Source organism: Pseudomonas sp. LJDD11, from assembly GCF_024584215.1.
Classification (GTDB): Bacteria; Pseudomonadota; Gammaproteobacteria; order Pseudomonadales; family Pseudomonadaceae; genus Aquipseudomonas.
The window spans coordinates 176028-193521 of record NZ_JANJFL010000007.1; the positions used below are offsets into that span (position 1 = coordinate 176028).

The window sequence follows — 17494 nt, forward strand, 5'->3', positions numbered from 1 at the left end:
GACCACCACCATGCGAATGATCAAACGCTTTACCTTACAAGCCCTCGCCGGCCTGGCCTTTATCCAGATCAGCGCCTGCTCAATGGCCGCGGAAGATGCCGTAGTGATTCCCGCACCGGCCCATGACCTGAGCAGTACGGCTTCGACAGCCACTGCGGTGTTTGCCGGCGGCTGTTTCTGGGGTGTGCAGGGGGTGTTCCAGCACCTGCACGGCGTGACCCAGGCGGTGTCCGGCTATGCCGGCGGCAGCGCCAATACCGCGCACTATGAGCAAGTCGGCAGCGGCGACACCGGGCATGCCGAAGCGGTGCAGATCAGCTACGACCCGCAGCAAATCAGCTACGGCAAGCTGCTTCAGGTGTTCTTCTCCGTGGCCCACAACCCGACCCAGCTCGACCGCCAGGGCCCAGACCGGGGCACCCAGTACCGCTCGGCAATCTTTGTGCAGAACGACGAACAAAAGGCCGTGGCCCAGGACTACATCAAGCAGCTCGACGCCGCCCATGTCTACCCAAAACCCATCGTCACCCGCCTGGAACCGCCGGCTGCTTTTTACCCGGCAGAGGACTACCACCAGAACTACCTGACCAACCACCCGAACAACGGCTACATCGTGGTCAACGACCTGCCCAAGGTGATGAACCTCAAGCAGTTGTTTGGTGAGTTGTATATGCAGCAGCCGGTGTTGGTGAAGGTGCCCTGAGGTATCCGGCGTGAGCAGTTCCCTCCCACAGGGGCACACTTCATACCTCTGCGGGAGGCTCATCTGGCGACAAAGGGCTTCGCGGATAAATCCGCTCCTGCGCGCCGGGTGAGACAAGCTTCACCTTGCAATATCGCTACAACATCGCCACCATTGCGAATAGTTGTCATTCGCTATGGTCATCTCCGCCGTGATTGCTCCTCCCGCCGATACCCGTCAGCAAGTCCTCCATCGCCTGTTCGGCGACCATCACAGCTGGTTGCTCGACCGGTTGCGCGTGCGTCTGCGCTGCCGCGAAGACGCTGCCGATCTGGCCGCCGAGACCTTCGCTCAGGTGGTGGAGATGCCCGACCCGCAGAGCATCCGCGAGCCACGGGCGCTGTTGAGCACCATCGGCAAGCGGCTGATCTTCGCCCGCTGGCGGCGCAACGATATCGAGCAGGCGTATCTGCAGGCCCTGGCCGAACAGCCAGAACCACTCGCGCCATCGCCGCAGGAACACTGGCTGGTGATGGAGGCGCTGCTGGAGGTCGACCGGTTGCTCGACGGGTTGTCGTCCAAAGCGCGGGCAGCCTTTCTCTATAGCCAGCTCGACGGCCTGACCTATGCGCAGATCGCCGCTGAATTGGGTGTGTCGGTCACCCGCGTGCATCAGTACATGGTTCAGGGGCTGACCGCCTGTTATCGGGCGGCGCCGTGAGCGGGTTGCCGCCGGCGGTCAGCCAGGCAATTGAATGGTACGCAAGGCGGGCATCGGGCAGTTTCGATGAGGCCGCGCAACGTCAGTGGCAAAGCTGGCTGGACGCCGATGCCAGTCATCAGCAGGCCTGGCAGAGCTTGCAGCAGCAACTCAATCGCACCCTGACACCGCTGGCGCAACAGCCTGGCACGGCGCGGGCCTTGCGTGCTAGCGGTCACTCGCGGCGACGCTTGCTGCGCGGCGCGCTGGGGCTTGGCGGTCTGGCAGTGGCTGCGCATCTGCTGAGCTGGCGCGGCGGGCCGCTGCACGAGCGCTGGGGCAGTGACCTGCGCACCGGCACTGCCGAACGTCGCACGTTCCATCTCGACGACGGCTCGACCCTGCTGCTCAATGCCGAAAGCGCGGTGGACCTGAACTTCAATGCCAGCCAGCGGCGTGTGCAGTTGCTGCGCGGCGCGGTGCTGGCTGAGGTCAGCAAGGAGGCGGCGCCAGCCCGACCGTTCGTACTCGCCTGCCCTTGGGGTGAAGCGTGGCTGGACGGCGGCAGTTGCCTGCTGTCGCGGCAGGGCAATCAGGCCCAGGTATGGGCCATGAGCGGCGAGCTGGAATGGCGCACGCCGCAGCAACGTCAGCACCTGAGTACAGGCCAGGGCCTGGCCTTCGACGGTCAGCGCTGGCAGCCGATTACGCCGCAGCACACCCATCAGCGCAGCTGGATCAGCGGTTTGCTGGAGGTGCATAACCAGTCGCTGGGCGAGGTGATCGAACACCTCAAGCCTTATCACCATGGGCTGTTGCAGGTGTCTGATGGCGCTGCCGGACTAAGAATTTCCGGGGTATTTACCCTGGATGACAGCCATAGTGCGCTGGCGGCGCTCAAGGATGTGCTGCCACTGCGCATCGACAGTTATCTGGGGTTGTGGACGCGGATCGACCGGGCGTAGCGGTTGAGGCTGTCGCCAGCAGAGCTTGCCTCCCACAGGGTGCAGCCCTGCAAGCGAAAAGTTTTTTCACATCACCCCTGAAAATTTTCCAGGCTCGCGTCACATACCAGGCAGTCACGCGTTTTGCGCGTCCCGCACCGTCCTTTGCCGAGTCTCTTTCATGCATTTGAATACCCTCTTCCCGCTGGTACTCAGCGGTTGCCTGGCCAGTGCCAGCAGCTTCGCCAGTGACGCGCTGTACGACTTCAATATCGAGGCCGGGCCGTTGGCCAGAACGCTGATCAGCATCGGCCAGGTCAGTGGTCGTCAGGTGCTGTTCGTGCCTGCCGATGTCGAAGGTCGTCAGGCGCGGGCACTGCGTGGCCAGTTCAGCAGCCAGGAGGCGGTCCGCCAGAGCTTGCAGGGCAGCGGGCTGGCCTTGCTGGTAACTGCCAGCGGAGCACTGAGTGTGCAGCCGCTCAACCGTGACGGCCTGACCCTGGATGCGACGGTGATCGATGCCAACCGCCAGGGCGCCACAGCCGATGAAGTGATCGCCCGCCGCACCCCGGCGGCCAGCACCACGCGGCTGGGCCTGAGCAACCGCGAAACACCGCAGGCGATCAGTACCGTGACCCGCCAGCAGATCGATGACTTCAAGCTGACCAGCGTCAAGGATGCGCTGCGCAGTGCGCCGACCGTCACCGTGGAGCAATTTGAGACCGATCGTACGGCATTCACCTCGCGCGGCTTTATCATCGACAACTTCGAGTACGACGGCATGGGCATGCCCTTCTCGTCCGGTGTATTACTCGGTGACCAGGACCTGGCCGAGTTCGAGCAGATCGACGTGTTGCACGGCGCCAACGGCCTGATGAGCGGCGCGGGTAACCCGTCTGCCACGGTCAATGCGGTGCGCAAACGGCCGAGCGAAACCTTCCAGGCGCAGATCAACAGCAGTGTCGGTTCGTGGGACAACCGCCGCCTGGACTTCGATGTCAGCGGCCCGCTCAGTGAAAACGGCAAGGTGCGCGGGCGCTTTATCTATGCCCACGACAAGGGCAACTCTTATCTGGACCGCTACAGCCATGAGATCAACCTGGCCGCCGGACTGCTGGCCTTCGACCTGTCGGCGGCCGATACCCTGACCGTGGGTTACTCGGACCAGAAGAGCAATTCCAATGGCAGCACCTGGGGCGCACTGCCGATTGCCGACTACGCCGGCAACCGCATTCACTACAGCAGCCGCAGCTCAAGCATCGGCCAGCCCTGGAGCTACTGGAACATCCACACCCAGCGCGCCTTCGCCGAGTGGGTCCATGAGTTCGACGGGGGCTGGAAAAGTACCCTCACTGTCACCGGGGTGAACCAGCATCAGGACACCCAGATGCTCTATGCCATCCCCGCCACCGCCACTGACGTGTTCGCCTACATCAACCGCACCACCAGTACCGAGCATCAGCTGACCGGCGAACTGCAACTGGCCGGGCCGTTCAATCTGTTCGGCCGCGAGCACGAACTGACCCTGGGCGCCAACTACGGCCGCAGCCGTCACGACGAAACCGGACACTACCAGGACGCCTCGGGCTACATCATGGCCAGTTTGACCGACGCTCTGGCCGGCCGCGTGGTGAAGCCGCCGTTCACCTATACCGATAGCCTCAACACCCAGCTGTTCACCGACCGACAAAAGAGTGTGTATGCCGGGGCACGCTTCAGCCTGAGCGATGACCTGCACTGGATTGCCGGTGCACGAATGCTCAGCGCCGACGGTGACGGCATGGGCTACGGCTCGCCGCACGACACCCGGGTGCATGGCAAGGTCACACCTTACACCGGGGTGGTCTACGACCTGACTGCGCAGTGGAGCCTGTACGCCAGCTGGACCGAAATCTTCAAGCCGCAGTACCTGCGCAGCACCGCAGGCGGCGTGATCGAGCCGCTTGAAGGCAAAAGCACTGAGCTGGGCATCAAAGGCAGCCTGTTCGACGACCGCCTGAGCCTGACTGGCGCAGTGTTCAAGACCGACCAGCAGAACGTCGCCGAGACCACCGGCGAAATCATCGGCGGCCAGTACGCCTATCGGGGCGTGGACTTCAAGAGCCATGGCGTGGAACTCGAAGCCCACGGCGAAGCACTGCCCGGCCTGGAGCTGGCTGGCGGCTACACCTGGGTGCGCATCGAAGACAACAATGGCGACAAGGCGCGCCGCTACGTACCCAACCACACCCTGCGCGCCAGCCTGACCTGGCGTCTGCCGAACCTGCCACAAGCCAAAGTCGGCAGCCGCGTGCAATGGCAGAGCGCAACCGAGGCCGATTCCAACAGCCGCGTAAGCCAGGACGCCTACACCTTGGTCGACCTGATGGCCAGCTACGACTTCGGCGAACACTGGAGCACGTCGCTGAACCTCAACAACCTGTTCGATCAGAAGTACTTGTTGTCGCTGTACCAGACCGCCGGGTCCACCAACTATGGCGCGCCGCGCAATGTCATGGCTTCGGTGAGCTGGAAGTACTGAGCGTCACGGTTGGCGGCGCTGACGGTGAAACCCCCTTCACGTTCAGCGCCAGTTCATGGAACGGCCTGCCAGAGCGGCGTATAAAGCGCAGGCCTTACCGAAACATCCTGTAACTACTTTGACGAGAGCCATGGACAGTTATCCCGGTAGTCGCGCCCCGGCCCTTTTGCGAAAGGCCGGGCGCGCGATCAACACAGACACACGACAGTGCCCGCAACGGGCCGGTCGGTTGAGCCGCATGCCGGGCTGAGCCTCGTACGCGACTTGCCTGCCGGCGCGGCCGGGCCGAGGTAAGTCGAATGCCATTTTCCATTCGCCAACAGGCCTTGCGCCTGGGTCACGTTGCACCCAATCGTTGGGACTGGCTTATGCTGCCATTGGTCCTGGCGCTGATTGTTCTGCTCGCCTGGGGCGCCATGCAGATGAGTCGACCGTTTGTAGTCGGTGAAGCCACACCGGTATCACTGGACCCGACCGAGCTGCCCTATTACCTGCTGCGCACGATGCTGCGTATGTTCATCGCGCTGGGGATTTCGCTGCTGTTCGCCTTTGCCTTCGCCGCGCTTGCCGCCCGCTATCGTGCAGCAGAAAAGATCATGATCCCGTTGCTGGATGTACTGCAGTCAGTGCCGATCTTGGGGTTTCAGGCCATCGCTATCGCACCTTTCATAGCCCTGTTTCCCGGCAACCTGCTGGGTGTGGAGTGCGCGGCGATCTTTGCCATCTTCACCTCCCAGGCCTGGAACATGGCGCTGAGTCTTTATCAGTCGCTGCGCAACATCCCCGGTGAGCTGGAAGAAGCCGCACGCGTTTTCCGGCTCTCACCCTGGCAGCGCTTCTGGCGGCTTGAACTGCCATTCGCCATGCCTGGGCTGCTGTGGAACATGATGATGTCGATGTCCGGTGGCTGGTTCTTTCTGGTGGCGGCCGAAGCCATCTCCGTCGCCGGGCAGGACATCAAGCTGCCGGGCATTGGCTCATACATTGCCGTAGCCATCGAACAAAGCAATCAGCAGGCGATCGGTTGGGCCATCGCCGCGATGCTGCTGGGCATCGTCATTTACGATCAGTTGTTCTTCCGTCCGCTACTGGCTTGGGCTGATCGATTTCGTTTCGAAGAAACCGCTGGCGAAACCGCCCAGCGCTCCTGGCTGCTGGAGTGGGGCCGGCGCAGCCACTGGCTGCGAGCCGCCCGCCTGCCCCCGGCCGCGGCCCTGCACCCCGGGACCCGCGGGGTTGCATTTCGCCACGGCGGTTCGGTGCCACCGCGTCGGCGCCTGTCAGTGCCACGCCTGTGGTCACAGGTGGGCAAGGCTGTGCTGGCCCTGATCAGCCTGGGCGCACTGGGGGGCCTCACCCTGTTTATCCATCAGGCCGTTGGCTGGGCCGAGGTATTGCACGTGCTCTGGCTGGGGCTGCTGACCCTCACCCGGGTCATCGTGCTGATCATTCTCGCCTCGCTGGTCTGGGTACCGCTGTCGATCTGGATCGGCTTGCGCCCGCGCTACTCGCAAAAGGTCCAGGCACTGGCGCAGTTCCTGGCCGCATTCCCGGTCAACCTTCTATTTGCGCTGGTGGTCGTTCTGCTGGTCAGGCTGGACCTGAACCCGAATATCTGGCTCAGCCCGCTGATGGTGTTTGGCACCCAGTGGTACATCCTGTTCAACGTGGTGGCCGGAGCGAACGGCATCCCCAATGAACTGCGCCTGGCCGCCGAGAACATGGGCCTGACAGGCTGGCTGAAATGCAAACGCCTGTATCTGCCGGCGGTGTTCCCCAGCTTTCTGACCGGTGCGATGACCGCCAGCGGCGGCTCGTGGAACGCCAGTATCGTGGCCGAATACGTGACCTGGGGCGACATCACCCTGCAAGCCCAGGGGCTGGGCAGCTACATCAAACAAATGACCGATGCCGGAGATTTTCATCGCATCGCCCTGGGCATCGGGGTGATGTGCCTCTACGTCATGGTGTTCAACCGTCTCGTCTGGCGCCGGCTGTTACTGCGCGCCGCAACCCGTCGTTGAAGGAGGCTGTGATGAAAGCCAAGGCATTGATCGAACTCAAAGCAGTCAACAAAGGCTTCAAGGCCGCCGACGGCACGTCGCGCACAGTGCTCCAGGGCGTGGACCTGGCATTGCATGACGGTGAGATCGTCGCCCTGCTGGGCCGCTCCGGCTCAGGCAAATCCACCCTGCTACGGGTGATTGCCGGGCTGGTAAAGGCCGACCAGGGCCAGGTTCACTATCAGGGCCACCCCATCTACGGCCCGGTCAACGGCATCGCGATGGTGTTTCAGTCGTTCGCGCTGTTTCCCTGGCTGAGCGTGCAACAGAACGTCGAACTGGGCCTGGAAGCTCAGGGCGTCAAGCCGGCCGAGCGCGAACGGCTGGCCAGCGCCGCGCTGGAAATGATTGGCTTGGCCGGTTTCAGCGGTGCCCTGCCGCGCGAACTGTCTGGCGGCATGCGCCAGCGGGTAGGCATTGCTCGTGCACTGGTGACCAATCCGCAGGTGCTGCTGATGGACGAGGCATTCTCGGCGCTGGACGTGCTGACCGGGCAGAGCTTGCGCGACGACATACTCGAACTCTGGCAAGAACGGCGCATGGCTACACGCTGCATGCTGGTGGTGTCGCACAACATCGAAGAGACCGTAATGATGGCCGACCGTATTGTGGTCTTCGACAGCGACCCCGGTCGGGTGCGCTCTGAGTTGCACATCGACCTGCCCCGCCCGCGCAACGCCGACTCGCCACAGGTGCGCGCCCTGGTGGCGCAGGTTTATGCGCTGATGACTCAACCGTCAGCGGCGATTCACACAGCGGACAGCAGCGCACCGTTGGCGGCGCCATTGAGCTACAGGCTGCCTGAGGCTGATGTCGCACGGCTCGAAAGCGTGCTGGAGCGCCTGGCTGCCGAGCCGTTCAACGGCACTGCCAGCCTGCCGGCCCTGGCCGCCGAAACCGGGCTGCCCGACGAGGAATTGCTGCCGGTCTGCGAAGCCTTGGCGTTGCTGGGCCTGGCGCATATCGACCATGGTCATCTACGCCTGGACCGCCATGGGCGGCAATACTTGACCACACGCCAGGCACGCCGTCAGGATCTGTTCGCCCGTCAATGCCGGGGACGCATTGCACTGGTGAATTTCATTCTGGACCGTCTGCATCTTGAACCGGGTGCCAGCCTGGCCAGAACCGTGGTGCTTGGCAGGCTGGCAGAGTGGATGGATGAAGAACAGGCCGAGCGGGTCTTGAACGTTGCCATCGAATGGGGCCGCTACAGCGAGCTGTTCGAGTACAGCTTCCATAACCACTGCTTCACCCTGACCTCCTGATACGGCGGTCACGGCAGGCGGCTGGCTTGCGGACCCGGCAAGTCGTGCAGGTAGCTATCGATGATGCGCTCAATACTGCCGTCGTCGCGCAAGCGTTCGACGGCCTTTTTCAGCCGCTGGACCATCGGCTCGGCACAGCTTTTCGAGCAGGCCAGGTACAGGTCGGTCGGCATCATCGGCGGGCTCATCAGCAATGGCCGGCTGGACACGTCGCGCCAGATGTAGCGGGTTTCCGGCACCCCGTTGAACCAGGCATCGACCCGGCCCAGCAAGAGCATCTGCGCCGGGTTCTCGCCGATTTTCAACGGGTAGATCTGCTCATCGGCGAAGCCTTGTTCGCGCAGCATCTGCTCTTGGGCACTGCCCAGCCCCACAGCGATGCGCCGGTAGCTGCGGCGGGCCTCGTCGAAATTCTCCACCCGTTTATCGAGGCTGAAGAACGCCCGTTGCATGGTCATGATCGGCACGATCCAGGTGTAGCTGTTTTCCCGCGACGGGATGCGCGACAGCGGGATGATCAGCAGGTTCTCGCCCATCTGGACCGTACGCTGCGCGCGGTTCCAGGGCATGGATCGAACGTTCAGCTCATAGCCTGCCAGAGCGGCGGCCTTCTGCGAGACGTCGCCCAGAATGCCGCTGTGGCCAACCGGGCCAGACATGGTCAGCGGCGGCGCCTCAAGCAGGTAGATATCCGCCGGGGCCGCGAGCAGGGTCTGCCATGGGCAGAGCACGCCGACCGTCAAGGCTGCGCAAAACCGCTTCAAGGCTCGCAAGCCTGTGTAGCGCAGGGAATTGGTCGAGAAGTGCATCAGGGTAACCTGAGAGTGGACGACAAGCTGACATGGCAAGCATAGTTGCAAATACCTGATAGCGCATTGCCCTGCCCAATAAAGGAGCACTACCGCCCATGATCGGACAGCAGCGTTACGAAGCCGGCTTGCAGGCGCTGAGCGATGCAGGCGCGCATGTGCGCACCACCGTGGGGGTGTACCAGCTGCCAAAAAATGCGGCGGTGAAGGTCGATCTGCTGGCGATTGCGCAGTAGGTCCTCGCCATGGCGCACTTGATCAGGATCAGCGATGTACCGCGCGCCCGGTGGATCGCCTTGCGCGATCAACTGGCCGCCGATGGCTGGACGTTGATCAGGGGTGGCGGGCTGGATCACTCATGGGCAACGTTGCACCGCGGTGAGCCGGTGATTGAAATGCAATGGGACAACTGGACCGAAGGTGAGATCACCTACGCGCAGGAGCAGGCCGGGTTGATCGAGGCCCAATTGCCAGAGGACATCAGGGCGTTGCCAAAGGCGCCCTGAATGCAGCCAGCAGGTTGCCTTACTCGATTTTCACCTTCGCCGCACGAATCACCTCGCCCCAGCGCTGATGGTCATCGGCAATCACCTTGGCAAAGCCGGCCGGGGTGCTTTTTTCAAGGCTGATGCCGTTCTGCGTGAAACGCTCGGCGGTTGCCGGGGTATTGGCGATCACTTCGATGGCCTTGCTCAGGCGCTCGACGATCGGTGCCGGGGCGTCCTTGGGCAGCACCACGCCGAACCAGCCGGAAGCCACGAAACCTGGCAAGCCGGCCTCGACGGCACCGGGCACGCCCGGCAGCAGCGGCGAACGCTCGGCACTGCTGAGCACCAGACCCTTGAGTTTGCCGGCCTTGATCTGCGGCGCCAGCACGGTCAGGGTGTCGACCGCGATGTCCACTTCCCCGCCCAGCAACCCGGTGACCGCCGGAGCACTGCCTTTGTAGGGCACATGCAGCAGGTCGATCTGCGCCTGGTTTTTCAGCAGTTCTCCGGACAGGTGGCACAGCGTGCCGTTGCCGCAGGAGGAATAACTCAATGCGCCGGGGCGGGCCTTGGCGTTGCTGATCAGCTCTTGCAGGTTGTTGATCTTGCTGCTGGCATTCACCGCCACCACGTTGGGCACCGAGGCGACTACGGCCACCGGGGTGAAATCCTTCTGATAGTCGTAGCGCAGGTCATTCTGCAGGTTGGGCAGAATGGTCAACTGGCCGGCGGTGGCCAGCGACAAGGTGTAGCCATCAGGTTTGGCCTTGGCCACATACTCGGCAGCAATGGCAGTGCCGGCACCGGGTTTGTTTTCGACCACCACTGGCTGGCCCAGTGAGGTGGACAATTGTTCGGCGTAGTAACGGCCGACGGTGTCTGCCGCGCCGCCCGGCGGGAACGGTACGATCAAGGTCAACGGACGGCTGGGCCAGTTCTGTTCAACAGCAGTATCGGCATGCACCAGGCTGCTCAGCACACCCAGGGTCAGGCCGGCCAGGGCGGCAGTGAAGGTACGGGTCTTGTTCATTGGACATCTCGTTTTTCAGTGTTGGGCAAAAAGCGCAGGGTCAGTCTTCGTTGAACGCCACTTGGCGGGTGGCGCGAAAACGCGGCAACAGCAGCAAGGTCACAATCAACAGGGTCACAATCAGCAGGCTCAGGCTCAGCGGGCGCTGCACGAACACCAGCGGATCGCCGCGCGACAGCAACATGGCGCGGCGCAGGTTCTCTTCCATCATCGGCCCGAGGATGTAGCCCAGCAGCAGCGGTGCCGGTTCGCAGCGCAGCTTGATGAACAGGTAGCCAAGCAGGCCGAAGCCGACGGTGAGCAGCACATCGAACAGGCTGTTGTTGACGCTGTACACGCCAATGCAACAGAACAACAGAATCGCCGGGTACAGCAGGCGGTAAGGCACCGACAGCAGCTTCACCCAGATACCTACCAGCGGCAGGTTGAGCACCAGCAACAGCAAATTGCCGATCCACATGCTGACGATCAGCCCCCAGAACAACTCCGGGCGCTCGTCGAGCACCTGCGGCCCGGGCACGATGCCGTGGATCATCATCGCGCCGGCCATCAGCGCCATCACCGCGTTGGACGGCAAGCCCATGACCAGCATCGGGATGAATGAGGTCTGCGCCCCGGCGTTGTTGGCCGACTCCGGACCCGCGACACCTTCGATGGCGCCCTGGCCGAAGCGCGCAGGGTCCTTGGCCAGGCGTTTTTCGAGCATGTACGAGGCAAACGAGCCGAGCATCGCCCCGCCACCCGGCAGTACGCCCAACAGCGAACCCAGCCCGGTGCCGCGCAGAATCGGCTTCCAGGCGCGGCGGTAGTCATCGCGGCTGGGCAACAGGCGTCCGACCGGGGCGATCTGGCTTTTGCCGCTGTGGTCACGCTCCAGGTTGGCGATGATTTCGGCGATGCCGAAGATGCCCATGGAGATCACCACAAAGCTGATGCCGTCACTCAGTTGCGGCAGGCCGAAGGTGAAGCGCTCGGCCCCGGAGTTGACGTCAGTGCCCACCATGCCCAGCAACAGACCGAGCACGGTCATTGCCAGTGCCCGCAGCACGTCGCCCTGGGCCAGCACGATGGCCGCCACCAGGCCCAGCAGCATCAGCGAGAAGTAATCGGCCGGGCCGAATTTGAGCGCGAACTCCGCCAGCGGTGCCGCCGCGGCGGCCAGCAGCAGGATCGCCAGGCTGCCGGCAATGAACGAGCCGATCGCCGCGATGGCCAGCGCCGCCCCTGCCCGGCCCTTGCGCGCCATGGCATGACCGTCGATGCAGGTCACCACCGAGGACGACTCGCCCGGCAAGTTGACCAGAATCGCGGTGGTCGAACCGCCGTATTGCGCGCCGTAGTAGATGCCCGAGAGCATGATCAACGCCGCCGAAGGTGTCAGGCCATAAGTGATCGGCAACAGCATGGCGATGGTCGCCACCGGCCCCAGCCCTGGCAACACGCCAATCAGGGTGCCGAGGGTTACGCCCAGCAGGCAGTAGAGCAAATTGTTGACGGTAAAGGCTGCGTCCAGGCCGAGACTCAGGTGGGCGAGCAGTTCCATGGGGCTTCCTCAGACCGGCAGTACAGGCAGATTCAGGCCCAGTGCCCACGTGAACACCAGGGCACTGAAGCCGCCCAGCACACTGCCCAGCACGGTCAGTTCCTTGAAACTGGGTTTGCGCCGCGCCAGCCCGCTGAGCAGGGTCATGACCAACGTCGCCAGGGCCAGCCCCAGACTGGGCAGCAACAGCGCGAAAGCCACCACACTGCCGATGATCGATAACCCCGCACGCACGCTGAACAGCCCGCCCAGGCCGACCTGCTCACTGGAAAACGCCAGCCCGCGCAACAGGATCAACACCCCCAGCGCACTGAGCACAGTGCCAATCAGCAACGGAAAGTAGCCGGCGCCCATGCGCATTGTCGTACCCACGCTGTAGTCCCCGGCCAGGCTCAGGGCGACGCCGCCGAAGCCGAGAAACAACAGCCCGGCGCACACGTCACGGGCATCGCTGACCCGCGCCGGCCAGCGTTTCATGGCGTGGTCCTGGCACTGGCGGTCGCAGCCGCGACGCCCGGTTGCAGTGCCGCCGAGAACGACAGGTCGAACAGGCTGGCGGCCGGATAGGACTTGATCAGGCCCAGCCCGCTGAAAAACTCGATGGTCTGCTGCGCACCGGCAATCACCTGCTCGTTGAGCGGCCCAAGATCGGTTTTGGCCCGGACAAACCAGACCCGTGCGATGTCAGCGTCGGCGCGGGTACGCTTCGCCCAACTGTCGGCATACTGCTCACTGTGGGCCTGATCGCGCTGAGCCCAGTCACGGGCCTTTTTCAGGCGCTGCAGAAAATCTTCGATGGCCGCGCGCTTCTCGGCGATGGCCTTGTCGTTGGCCACCACGAAGCTTTGTGCCGGGATCAGGTCCTTGGCCGTGGCCAGTACCCGAGCACCCTGGCGCTCTTGCTGGGTGACATAGGGCTCCCAGGTGGCAATCACGTCCACCGAGCCGCCGTCCAGGGCATGGGAGGCATCCAGTGCGCTGAGGTAGCGCAGCTCCAGCGCATCACGCGGGACACCGGCCTTGTCCAGCGCCGTGAGCAACAACTGCTGGCTCCAGGAACCTTTCCAGATCGCGGCCCGCTTGCCGCGCAGGTCGCCCAGAGTCTTGATGGGCGAGTCCTTGCGGACCAGAATCGCCACCCCGTCAAGGTTCTGCCGGCTGACGGCAATCACCTTGATCGGCGCGCCCAGTGCCCCGAGAAACAAAGGCGGTGCGTCACCCAGCAAGCCGATGTCCAGGCTGCCGACGTTGAGCGCTTCGGCCACTGGCGAACCGGCAGTGAACTGCTTCCATTCCAAGGTGTAAGGCAAATCGTCGAGAACGTTGGCGGCTTCCATCACCGCCTGGGCGTTGTAACTCTGGTCACCGACGTTCAAGGTCAACGCCGAGGCGCTCAAACTCAGGGCCGCAGCCAGCAGGCCGACGGCCAGTTTCAGGGGTTTACGCACGGTAGTCTCCAGGACCGGTTGCACAGGCAACGGCCAGCAAGGTGAGGAGCCCGATCCGCACGTGCGGTCTCGTGACAGCCTGAGTCGATTCAGAATGAGGAGGGCTCAGCCCTGACGGGCAGCGATTTTGGCGCGGGTCAACGGGATCAACTCACGACCATAGTCTTTGGCGTCTTCGATGGGGTCGAAGCCGCGAATCAGAAAGGTGGTCACGCCCAGCTCGTAATAAGCCAGCAGCGCATCGGCCACTTGTTCGGGAGTGCCGACCAGTGCGGTGGAGTTATGCCCGCCACCCACCAGCCTGGCGATACCGGTCCACAGCCGCTCATCCACGCGCTCACCTTTGGCCACGGTATCAAGCAGGCGCTGGGCACCCACACTCTGCGGTTTGTTGGCGATCACCTGGCCTGCCTGTTCGATGCGCTGGCGGGCGGCAGTGAGAATCTGGTCGGCCTTGGCCCAGGCGGCGTCTTCGGTAGCCGCGATGATCGGCCTGAACGACACACTGAACTGCACCTCACGGCCATTGCGGGCGGCCTCGGCACGCACCTGCTCGATGGTCTCACGGGTCTGCTCCAGCGACTCGCCCCACAACGCGAAGACATCGGCGTGCTTGCCGGCCACTTGCAGGGCGGCCTGTGACGAACCACCGAAGTACACCGGCAAGTGCGGTTTCTGCAGCGGCTTGATGGCCGAGAAGGCGGCCTCGGCCTGATAGAACGTGCCCTGATGATCGAAGGGCTGCTCTTCGGTCCAGACCCGGCGTACCACCTCCAGAAACTCGTCGCTGCGCGCATAGCGCTGGTCGTGATCCTGATAGTCGCCATCCTTGCGCTGCTCGGCATCGCTGCCACCGCTGATGATATGCACGGCCAGACGACCATCAAGCAGATGATCCAGCGTGGCGAGCTTGCGGGCGGCCAGCGTCGGCGCAACGAAACCGGGACGGTGAGCCAACAGGAATTTGATCTTCGAAGTGACCTGGCCGGCCAGCGCAGTGACCAGAAAACCGTCAGGCTGATCGGACCAGTAGCCGACCAGAATCCGGTCGAAACCGGCCTCTTCGTGGGCACGGGCGAAGTCGGTGATCACGTGTTTATCGAAGATCGGCCCCGTCGGTGCCAGGGTCTCGGAAGTCAGGCGATGGCCGAGCATGCCGATGAATTGAACGCTCATAGGGGTCTCCTTGATAGCGAACCTTGATTTAGCGGTTATAAATTTAATCCCGCTAAAAACCTTTTCGCATAAGCTATCGAGAACCTTGCCCCTTGTGAAATGCATTTTTGTCATATCCTAATATGAAAAAGATGCAAAATAATTTTGATATAAGACAACCCTTCACAGGTGTGTGTTGCATGAAGGCAACCTCTTCACGACCAAGGTCGTGCCCACCGTATTTCAAGACAGAATCGGGGTGGGAACGACCTTGGTCGTGAAGAGGCCGGTAAAGTCACAGCATCTGCTGCGCCTGTGCAGCAATCTTCGTCGGCAACCGAAGCGCCGGCCTCTCCCACCGGGTATACGGCGTGAATCCGATCATTGCTCAGGCGTATGGCTTGATCAGGAGCAGCCTGGGGTTATAGATGCAGCCGCAGCCGGCTAGTTGACTGGCGGGTTGAGCCGCGTATCCAGGGCAAAGCGTTCCTGACTGAGCTCTTCGAACAGGCCGTCGGCGGTCAGCGGGTTGATCAGCACGTTCCAGCTGTAACGTGATACCGCCGAGGGGATGAGGATCAAGGGGTGCTGCGCCAGCAGACGGTCGCCGTACTGCTGCTGACCGCGACCGGGCGAACCGGGAACCAGCCAGTTGGGGTTGGGCACCTCATGGGGCAAGACCCGATGCACCCGCTCAGGCTCCAGCACCCGGGCGCAGGTCAGCACATGCGCCATTGTGTCGAGCGTCTGAAAGCCCTTGTGCACCGCGACTTCAAGAATTGCAGTGGCCGGGTCGGCACTGCAATACACCGTTTTGATGCCCCTGGAGTTCCAGCGCCCACCGGCCATTTCGGCACCGATCCCCGAAGCCCAACTGCTGGCATGCCTGGCCTGATCAAGACGCCACAGGTACAGCTCACGGCTGCCTGGCGCCACCAGCATCAGGAGTACACCCCGTAATCCATGCGGGTGAGGAAGTCTTCAACCAGCTCAAAGCCCATCTGGGTGGTCAGCAGCTCCAGCGGCACCCTGCCCTCCAGCCCCATGGCCGGCGTGGTCATCCAGTTCAACGCGCGCTTGCGCTCACCCAGCACCTCTTCGGCGCGGCTCAGCACACTGGCTAACCGCCAGGCGCCGTTGGTCTGTTCAGCCGTCAAAGGTTCAGGATTCTTGATTCGCCGCTGCAGAGTGCGGTCAGACAGACCAATGATGCGTGAGAACACCTGATGATCACGAAACTCGCTGCACGATTGTACGAAGGCGATGACCCGCTCTGACGGAAAGCCCTTTTCCATCAGCGAATGCAGCTCGAAAGCGTCGTTGATCGGCGGCTTGAGGTTGTCGCCGAACAACAACAACAGCGGCCTTGCCGGATCGTGGGGCACACAATAGGTGGCGCGATTTTCTGAAATCATGACGGTCACTCCTCTTGCCATATGGCAAAAATATAACGCCATATGACACAGAAAATCCAATCCACCTGATGACAGGTCGTCCAGTACGAAACCAGAGCATCCGCCTCGGCCGGGCACCTGCCAGAACTGGCAGGGCCTGGCCGCAAGGCTCAGAAGATATTGAGCGGGTATTCGATGAACGCACGCACCTCGTTGCCGTCATCCATGTAGCCGGCCGGGCGCATGTTATTGGAGGTGCGCAGCCAGGAGGTGCGCAGGCGCACTTTCAGATCCTTGGCCGCGCCGTTCTGCACCACGTACTGGAACTGATTGAAGATCTCATGCTCACGCCCTTCGCCCTGGCCGGTGCGTATGTTGTCGCCACGCACATAAGCCACGCGCCAGGTCAGGCCGGGCACGCCCAGAGCGGCGAAATCCAGTCCGTAGCCCAGTTGCCAGGAGCGCTCGTCTTCAGCATTGAAGTCCGACCAGTAGGAGTTGGCCAGAAACACCGTCGAGCCACCGTCGCCTACCCCACCGCCGCTGCCGTACCAGCCATATTGATAACCGGTGTCGCCGGAGCTGCGCTGGTGGGCGATGGTTACCGAATGCGGACCAAAGGCATAGGTTGCCGCCAGGCTCCAGATCTTGTTATCGCGGCCGGTGGCCAGGCTGTTGGCAAACTCGCGATCGAGCGTGGAACGATAGCCATTGAAGTCGAAGGTCAGCGACTGATCGCTGTGCAACGGCAAGCTGTAGGTCGCGCCCAGGTATTGCTTGGCGATGCGGTCCTCGACATCGGAAGCATAAAATGACGCACTCAGTTGTGGCGTGAACTGATAACGCGCGCCCCACAAGCGGATCGACGTCATGTCACCACTGTCACGGCCTTGCGCGCCTTTGCGAGCCTCGGCATGAAACTGCGCCGCAGTGAGCTCCAGGCCTTCGATTTCATTGGAGACCAGCATCGAACCGGTAAAACTCTCCGGCAGCAGACGTGAGTCGTCGTGATTGAGCACTGGCAGGGTCGGCATCATGTCGCCGTATTTGAGCACGGTGTTGGACACCCGCAGTTTGATCGCACCGCCGGCGCGGGCCAGGTCGTCGGCAGCCGCGCCCGAGTCACCCCGCTTGAAGAACTCGATCCCCGGCGCACCGCTGCGGCCCTTGCCACCATCCAGACGCACGGCATACATGGCAAAGGCATCCACACCCACACCCACCGTGCCCTGGGTAAATCCGGAACTGAACTTGCCGATGAAGCCCTGGCCCCATTCGGCTTTATCCTGCGCGCCGTGTTTGTAATCGCGGCTGATATAAGCATTGCGCATCAATACATTCAGATGAGCATCTTCGACAAAACCGGCTGACGCTGATTGTGCTGCGGCCCATACCGGAGCCGCGCCTAAAACACCCGCAGCCGCCATAAACAGACGAACGTACATATCA

The 17494-nt window shown here is 62.6% G+C and carries 16 protein-coding genes and 1 pseudogene; 8 read left to right on the top strand and 9 right to left on the bottom strand.

All coding sequences use genetic code 11. From position 1 onward, the window contains the following. Window positions 1-10 precede the first annotated feature (10 nt). The 6 genes from msrA to NRB16_RS11325 all read left to right on the top strand — a co-directional run bounded on the left by msrA (window position 11) and on the right by NRB16_RS11325 (window position 8178). The gene (gene msrA / locus NRB16_RS11300) at window positions 11-703 is read left to right on the top strand and encodes a peptide-methionine (S)-S-oxide reductase MsrA (RefSeq protein WP_257106178.1); all 693 of its coding nucleotides are present in this window, start codon (window positions 11-13) and stop codon (window positions 701-703) included. Window positions 704-878: 175 nt separating this feature from the next. After that, on the top strand, window positions 879-1403 hold the full coding sequence (locus NRB16_RS11305; protein ID WP_253141163.1) for a sigma-70 family RNA polymerase sigma factor: 525 nt from the start codon (window positions 879-881) through the stop codon (window positions 1401-1403). Next, window positions 1400-2347, top strand: coding sequence for a FecR domain-containing protein (locus NRB16_RS11310; RefSeq protein ID WP_257106179.1), 948 nt, complete (start codon window positions 1400-1402; stop codon window positions 2345-2347). Before NRB16_RS11305 ends, NRB16_RS11310 begins: the two co-directional genes overlap by 4 nt. Before the next feature lie 160 nt (window positions 2348-2507). Beyond that, window positions 2508-4847, top strand: coding sequence for a TonB-dependent siderophore receptor (locus tag NRB16_RS11315; RefSeq protein WP_257106180.1), 2340 nt, complete (start codon window positions 2508-2510; stop codon window positions 4845-4847). A 299-nt stretch (window positions 4848-5146) separates the two neighbouring features. Next, the gene (locus tag NRB16_RS11320) at window positions 5147-6871 is read left to right on the top strand and encodes an ABC transporter permease subunit (RefSeq protein ID WP_257106181.1); all 1725 of its coding nucleotides are present in this window, start codon (window positions 5147-5149) and stop codon (window positions 6869-6871) included. A gap of 11 nt (window positions 6872-6882) precedes the next feature. Beyond that, on the top strand, window positions 6883-8178 hold the full coding sequence (locus NRB16_RS11325) for a nitrate/sulfonate/bicarbonate ABC transporter ATP-binding protein (RefSeq protein WP_045481808.1): 1296 nt from the start codon (window positions 6883-6885) through the stop codon (window positions 8176-8178). A gap of 8 nt (window positions 8179-8186) precedes the next feature. On the opposite strand, the gene NRB16_RS11330 is transcribed toward NRB16_RS11325, so the two are convergent. Beyond that, window positions 8187-8987, bottom strand: coding sequence for an ABC transporter substrate-binding protein (locus tag NRB16_RS11330; protein ID WP_257106182.1), 801 nt, complete (start codon window positions 8985-8987; stop codon window positions 8187-8189). A gap of 137 nt (window positions 8988-9124) precedes the next feature. Here NRB16_RS11330 and NRB16_RS11335 point away from each other — a divergent pair. After that, window positions 9125-9223: pseudogene (locus tag NRB16_RS11335) on the top strand (RidA family protein); the annotation flags it as partial. A gap of 9 nt (window positions 9224-9232) precedes the next feature. Beyond that, entirely contained in the window at window positions 9233-9493 is a 261-nt protein-coding gene (locus NRB16_RS11340) for a hypothetical protein (protein WP_045481810.1), read from the top strand. A gap of 19 nt (window positions 9494-9512) precedes the next feature. Here the strand turns inward: NRB16_RS11340 and NRB16_RS11345 are convergent, their stop codons facing one another. From NRB16_RS11345 to NRB16_RS11380, 8 genes are all read right to left on the bottom strand, one after another. Continuing rightward, window positions 9513-10505, bottom strand: coding sequence for a tripartite tricarboxylate transporter substrate binding protein (locus NRB16_RS11345; protein ID WP_253141157.1), 993 nt, complete (start codon window positions 10503-10505; stop codon window positions 9513-9515). Window positions 10506-10545: 40 nt separating this feature from the next. After that, entirely contained in the window at window positions 10546-12048 is a 1503-nt protein-coding gene (locus NRB16_RS11350) for a tripartite tricarboxylate transporter permease (RefSeq protein ID WP_045481814.1), read from the bottom strand. 9 nt (window positions 12049-12057) lie between these two features. Further along, window positions 12058-12525 (bottom strand): tripartite tricarboxylate transporter TctB family protein, encoded by a 468-nt coding sequence (locus NRB16_RS11355; RefSeq protein WP_253141156.1) that lies wholly within the window; start codon window positions 12523-12525, stop codon window positions 12058-12060. Then, complete coding sequence (locus NRB16_RS11360; protein WP_253141155.1) at window positions 12522-13496, bottom strand: ABC transporter substrate-binding protein; 975 nt, start codon at window positions 13494-13496, stop codon at window positions 12522-12524. The genes NRB16_RS11355 and NRB16_RS11360 overlap by 4 nt, the downstream gene beginning before the upstream one ends. A gap of 105 nt (window positions 13497-13601) precedes the next feature. Beyond that, a complete protein-coding gene (locus NRB16_RS11365; RefSeq protein WP_257106183.1) occupies window positions 13602-14672 on the bottom strand; it encodes an LLM class flavin-dependent oxidoreductase in 1071 nt (356 codons plus the stop codon). A gap of 423 nt (window positions 14673-15095) precedes the next feature. Continuing rightward, complete coding sequence (locus NRB16_RS11370; protein ID WP_253115124.1) at window positions 15096-15593, bottom strand: RES family NAD+ phosphorylase; 498 nt, start codon at window positions 15591-15593, stop codon at window positions 15096-15098. Further along, window positions 15593-16066 (bottom strand): antitoxin Xre/MbcA/ParS toxin-binding domain-containing protein, encoded by a 474-nt coding sequence (locus NRB16_RS11375; RefSeq protein WP_045481829.1) that lies wholly within the window; start codon window positions 16064-16066, stop codon window positions 15593-15595. Before NRB16_RS11375 ends, NRB16_RS11370 begins: the two co-directional genes overlap by 1 nt. Window positions 16067-16215: 149 nt before the next feature. Continuing rightward, entirely contained in the window at window positions 16216-17490 is a 1275-nt protein-coding gene (locus NRB16_RS11380; RefSeq protein WP_045481832.1) for an OprD family porin, read from the bottom strand. Window positions 17491-17494 lie beyond the last annotated feature (4 nt).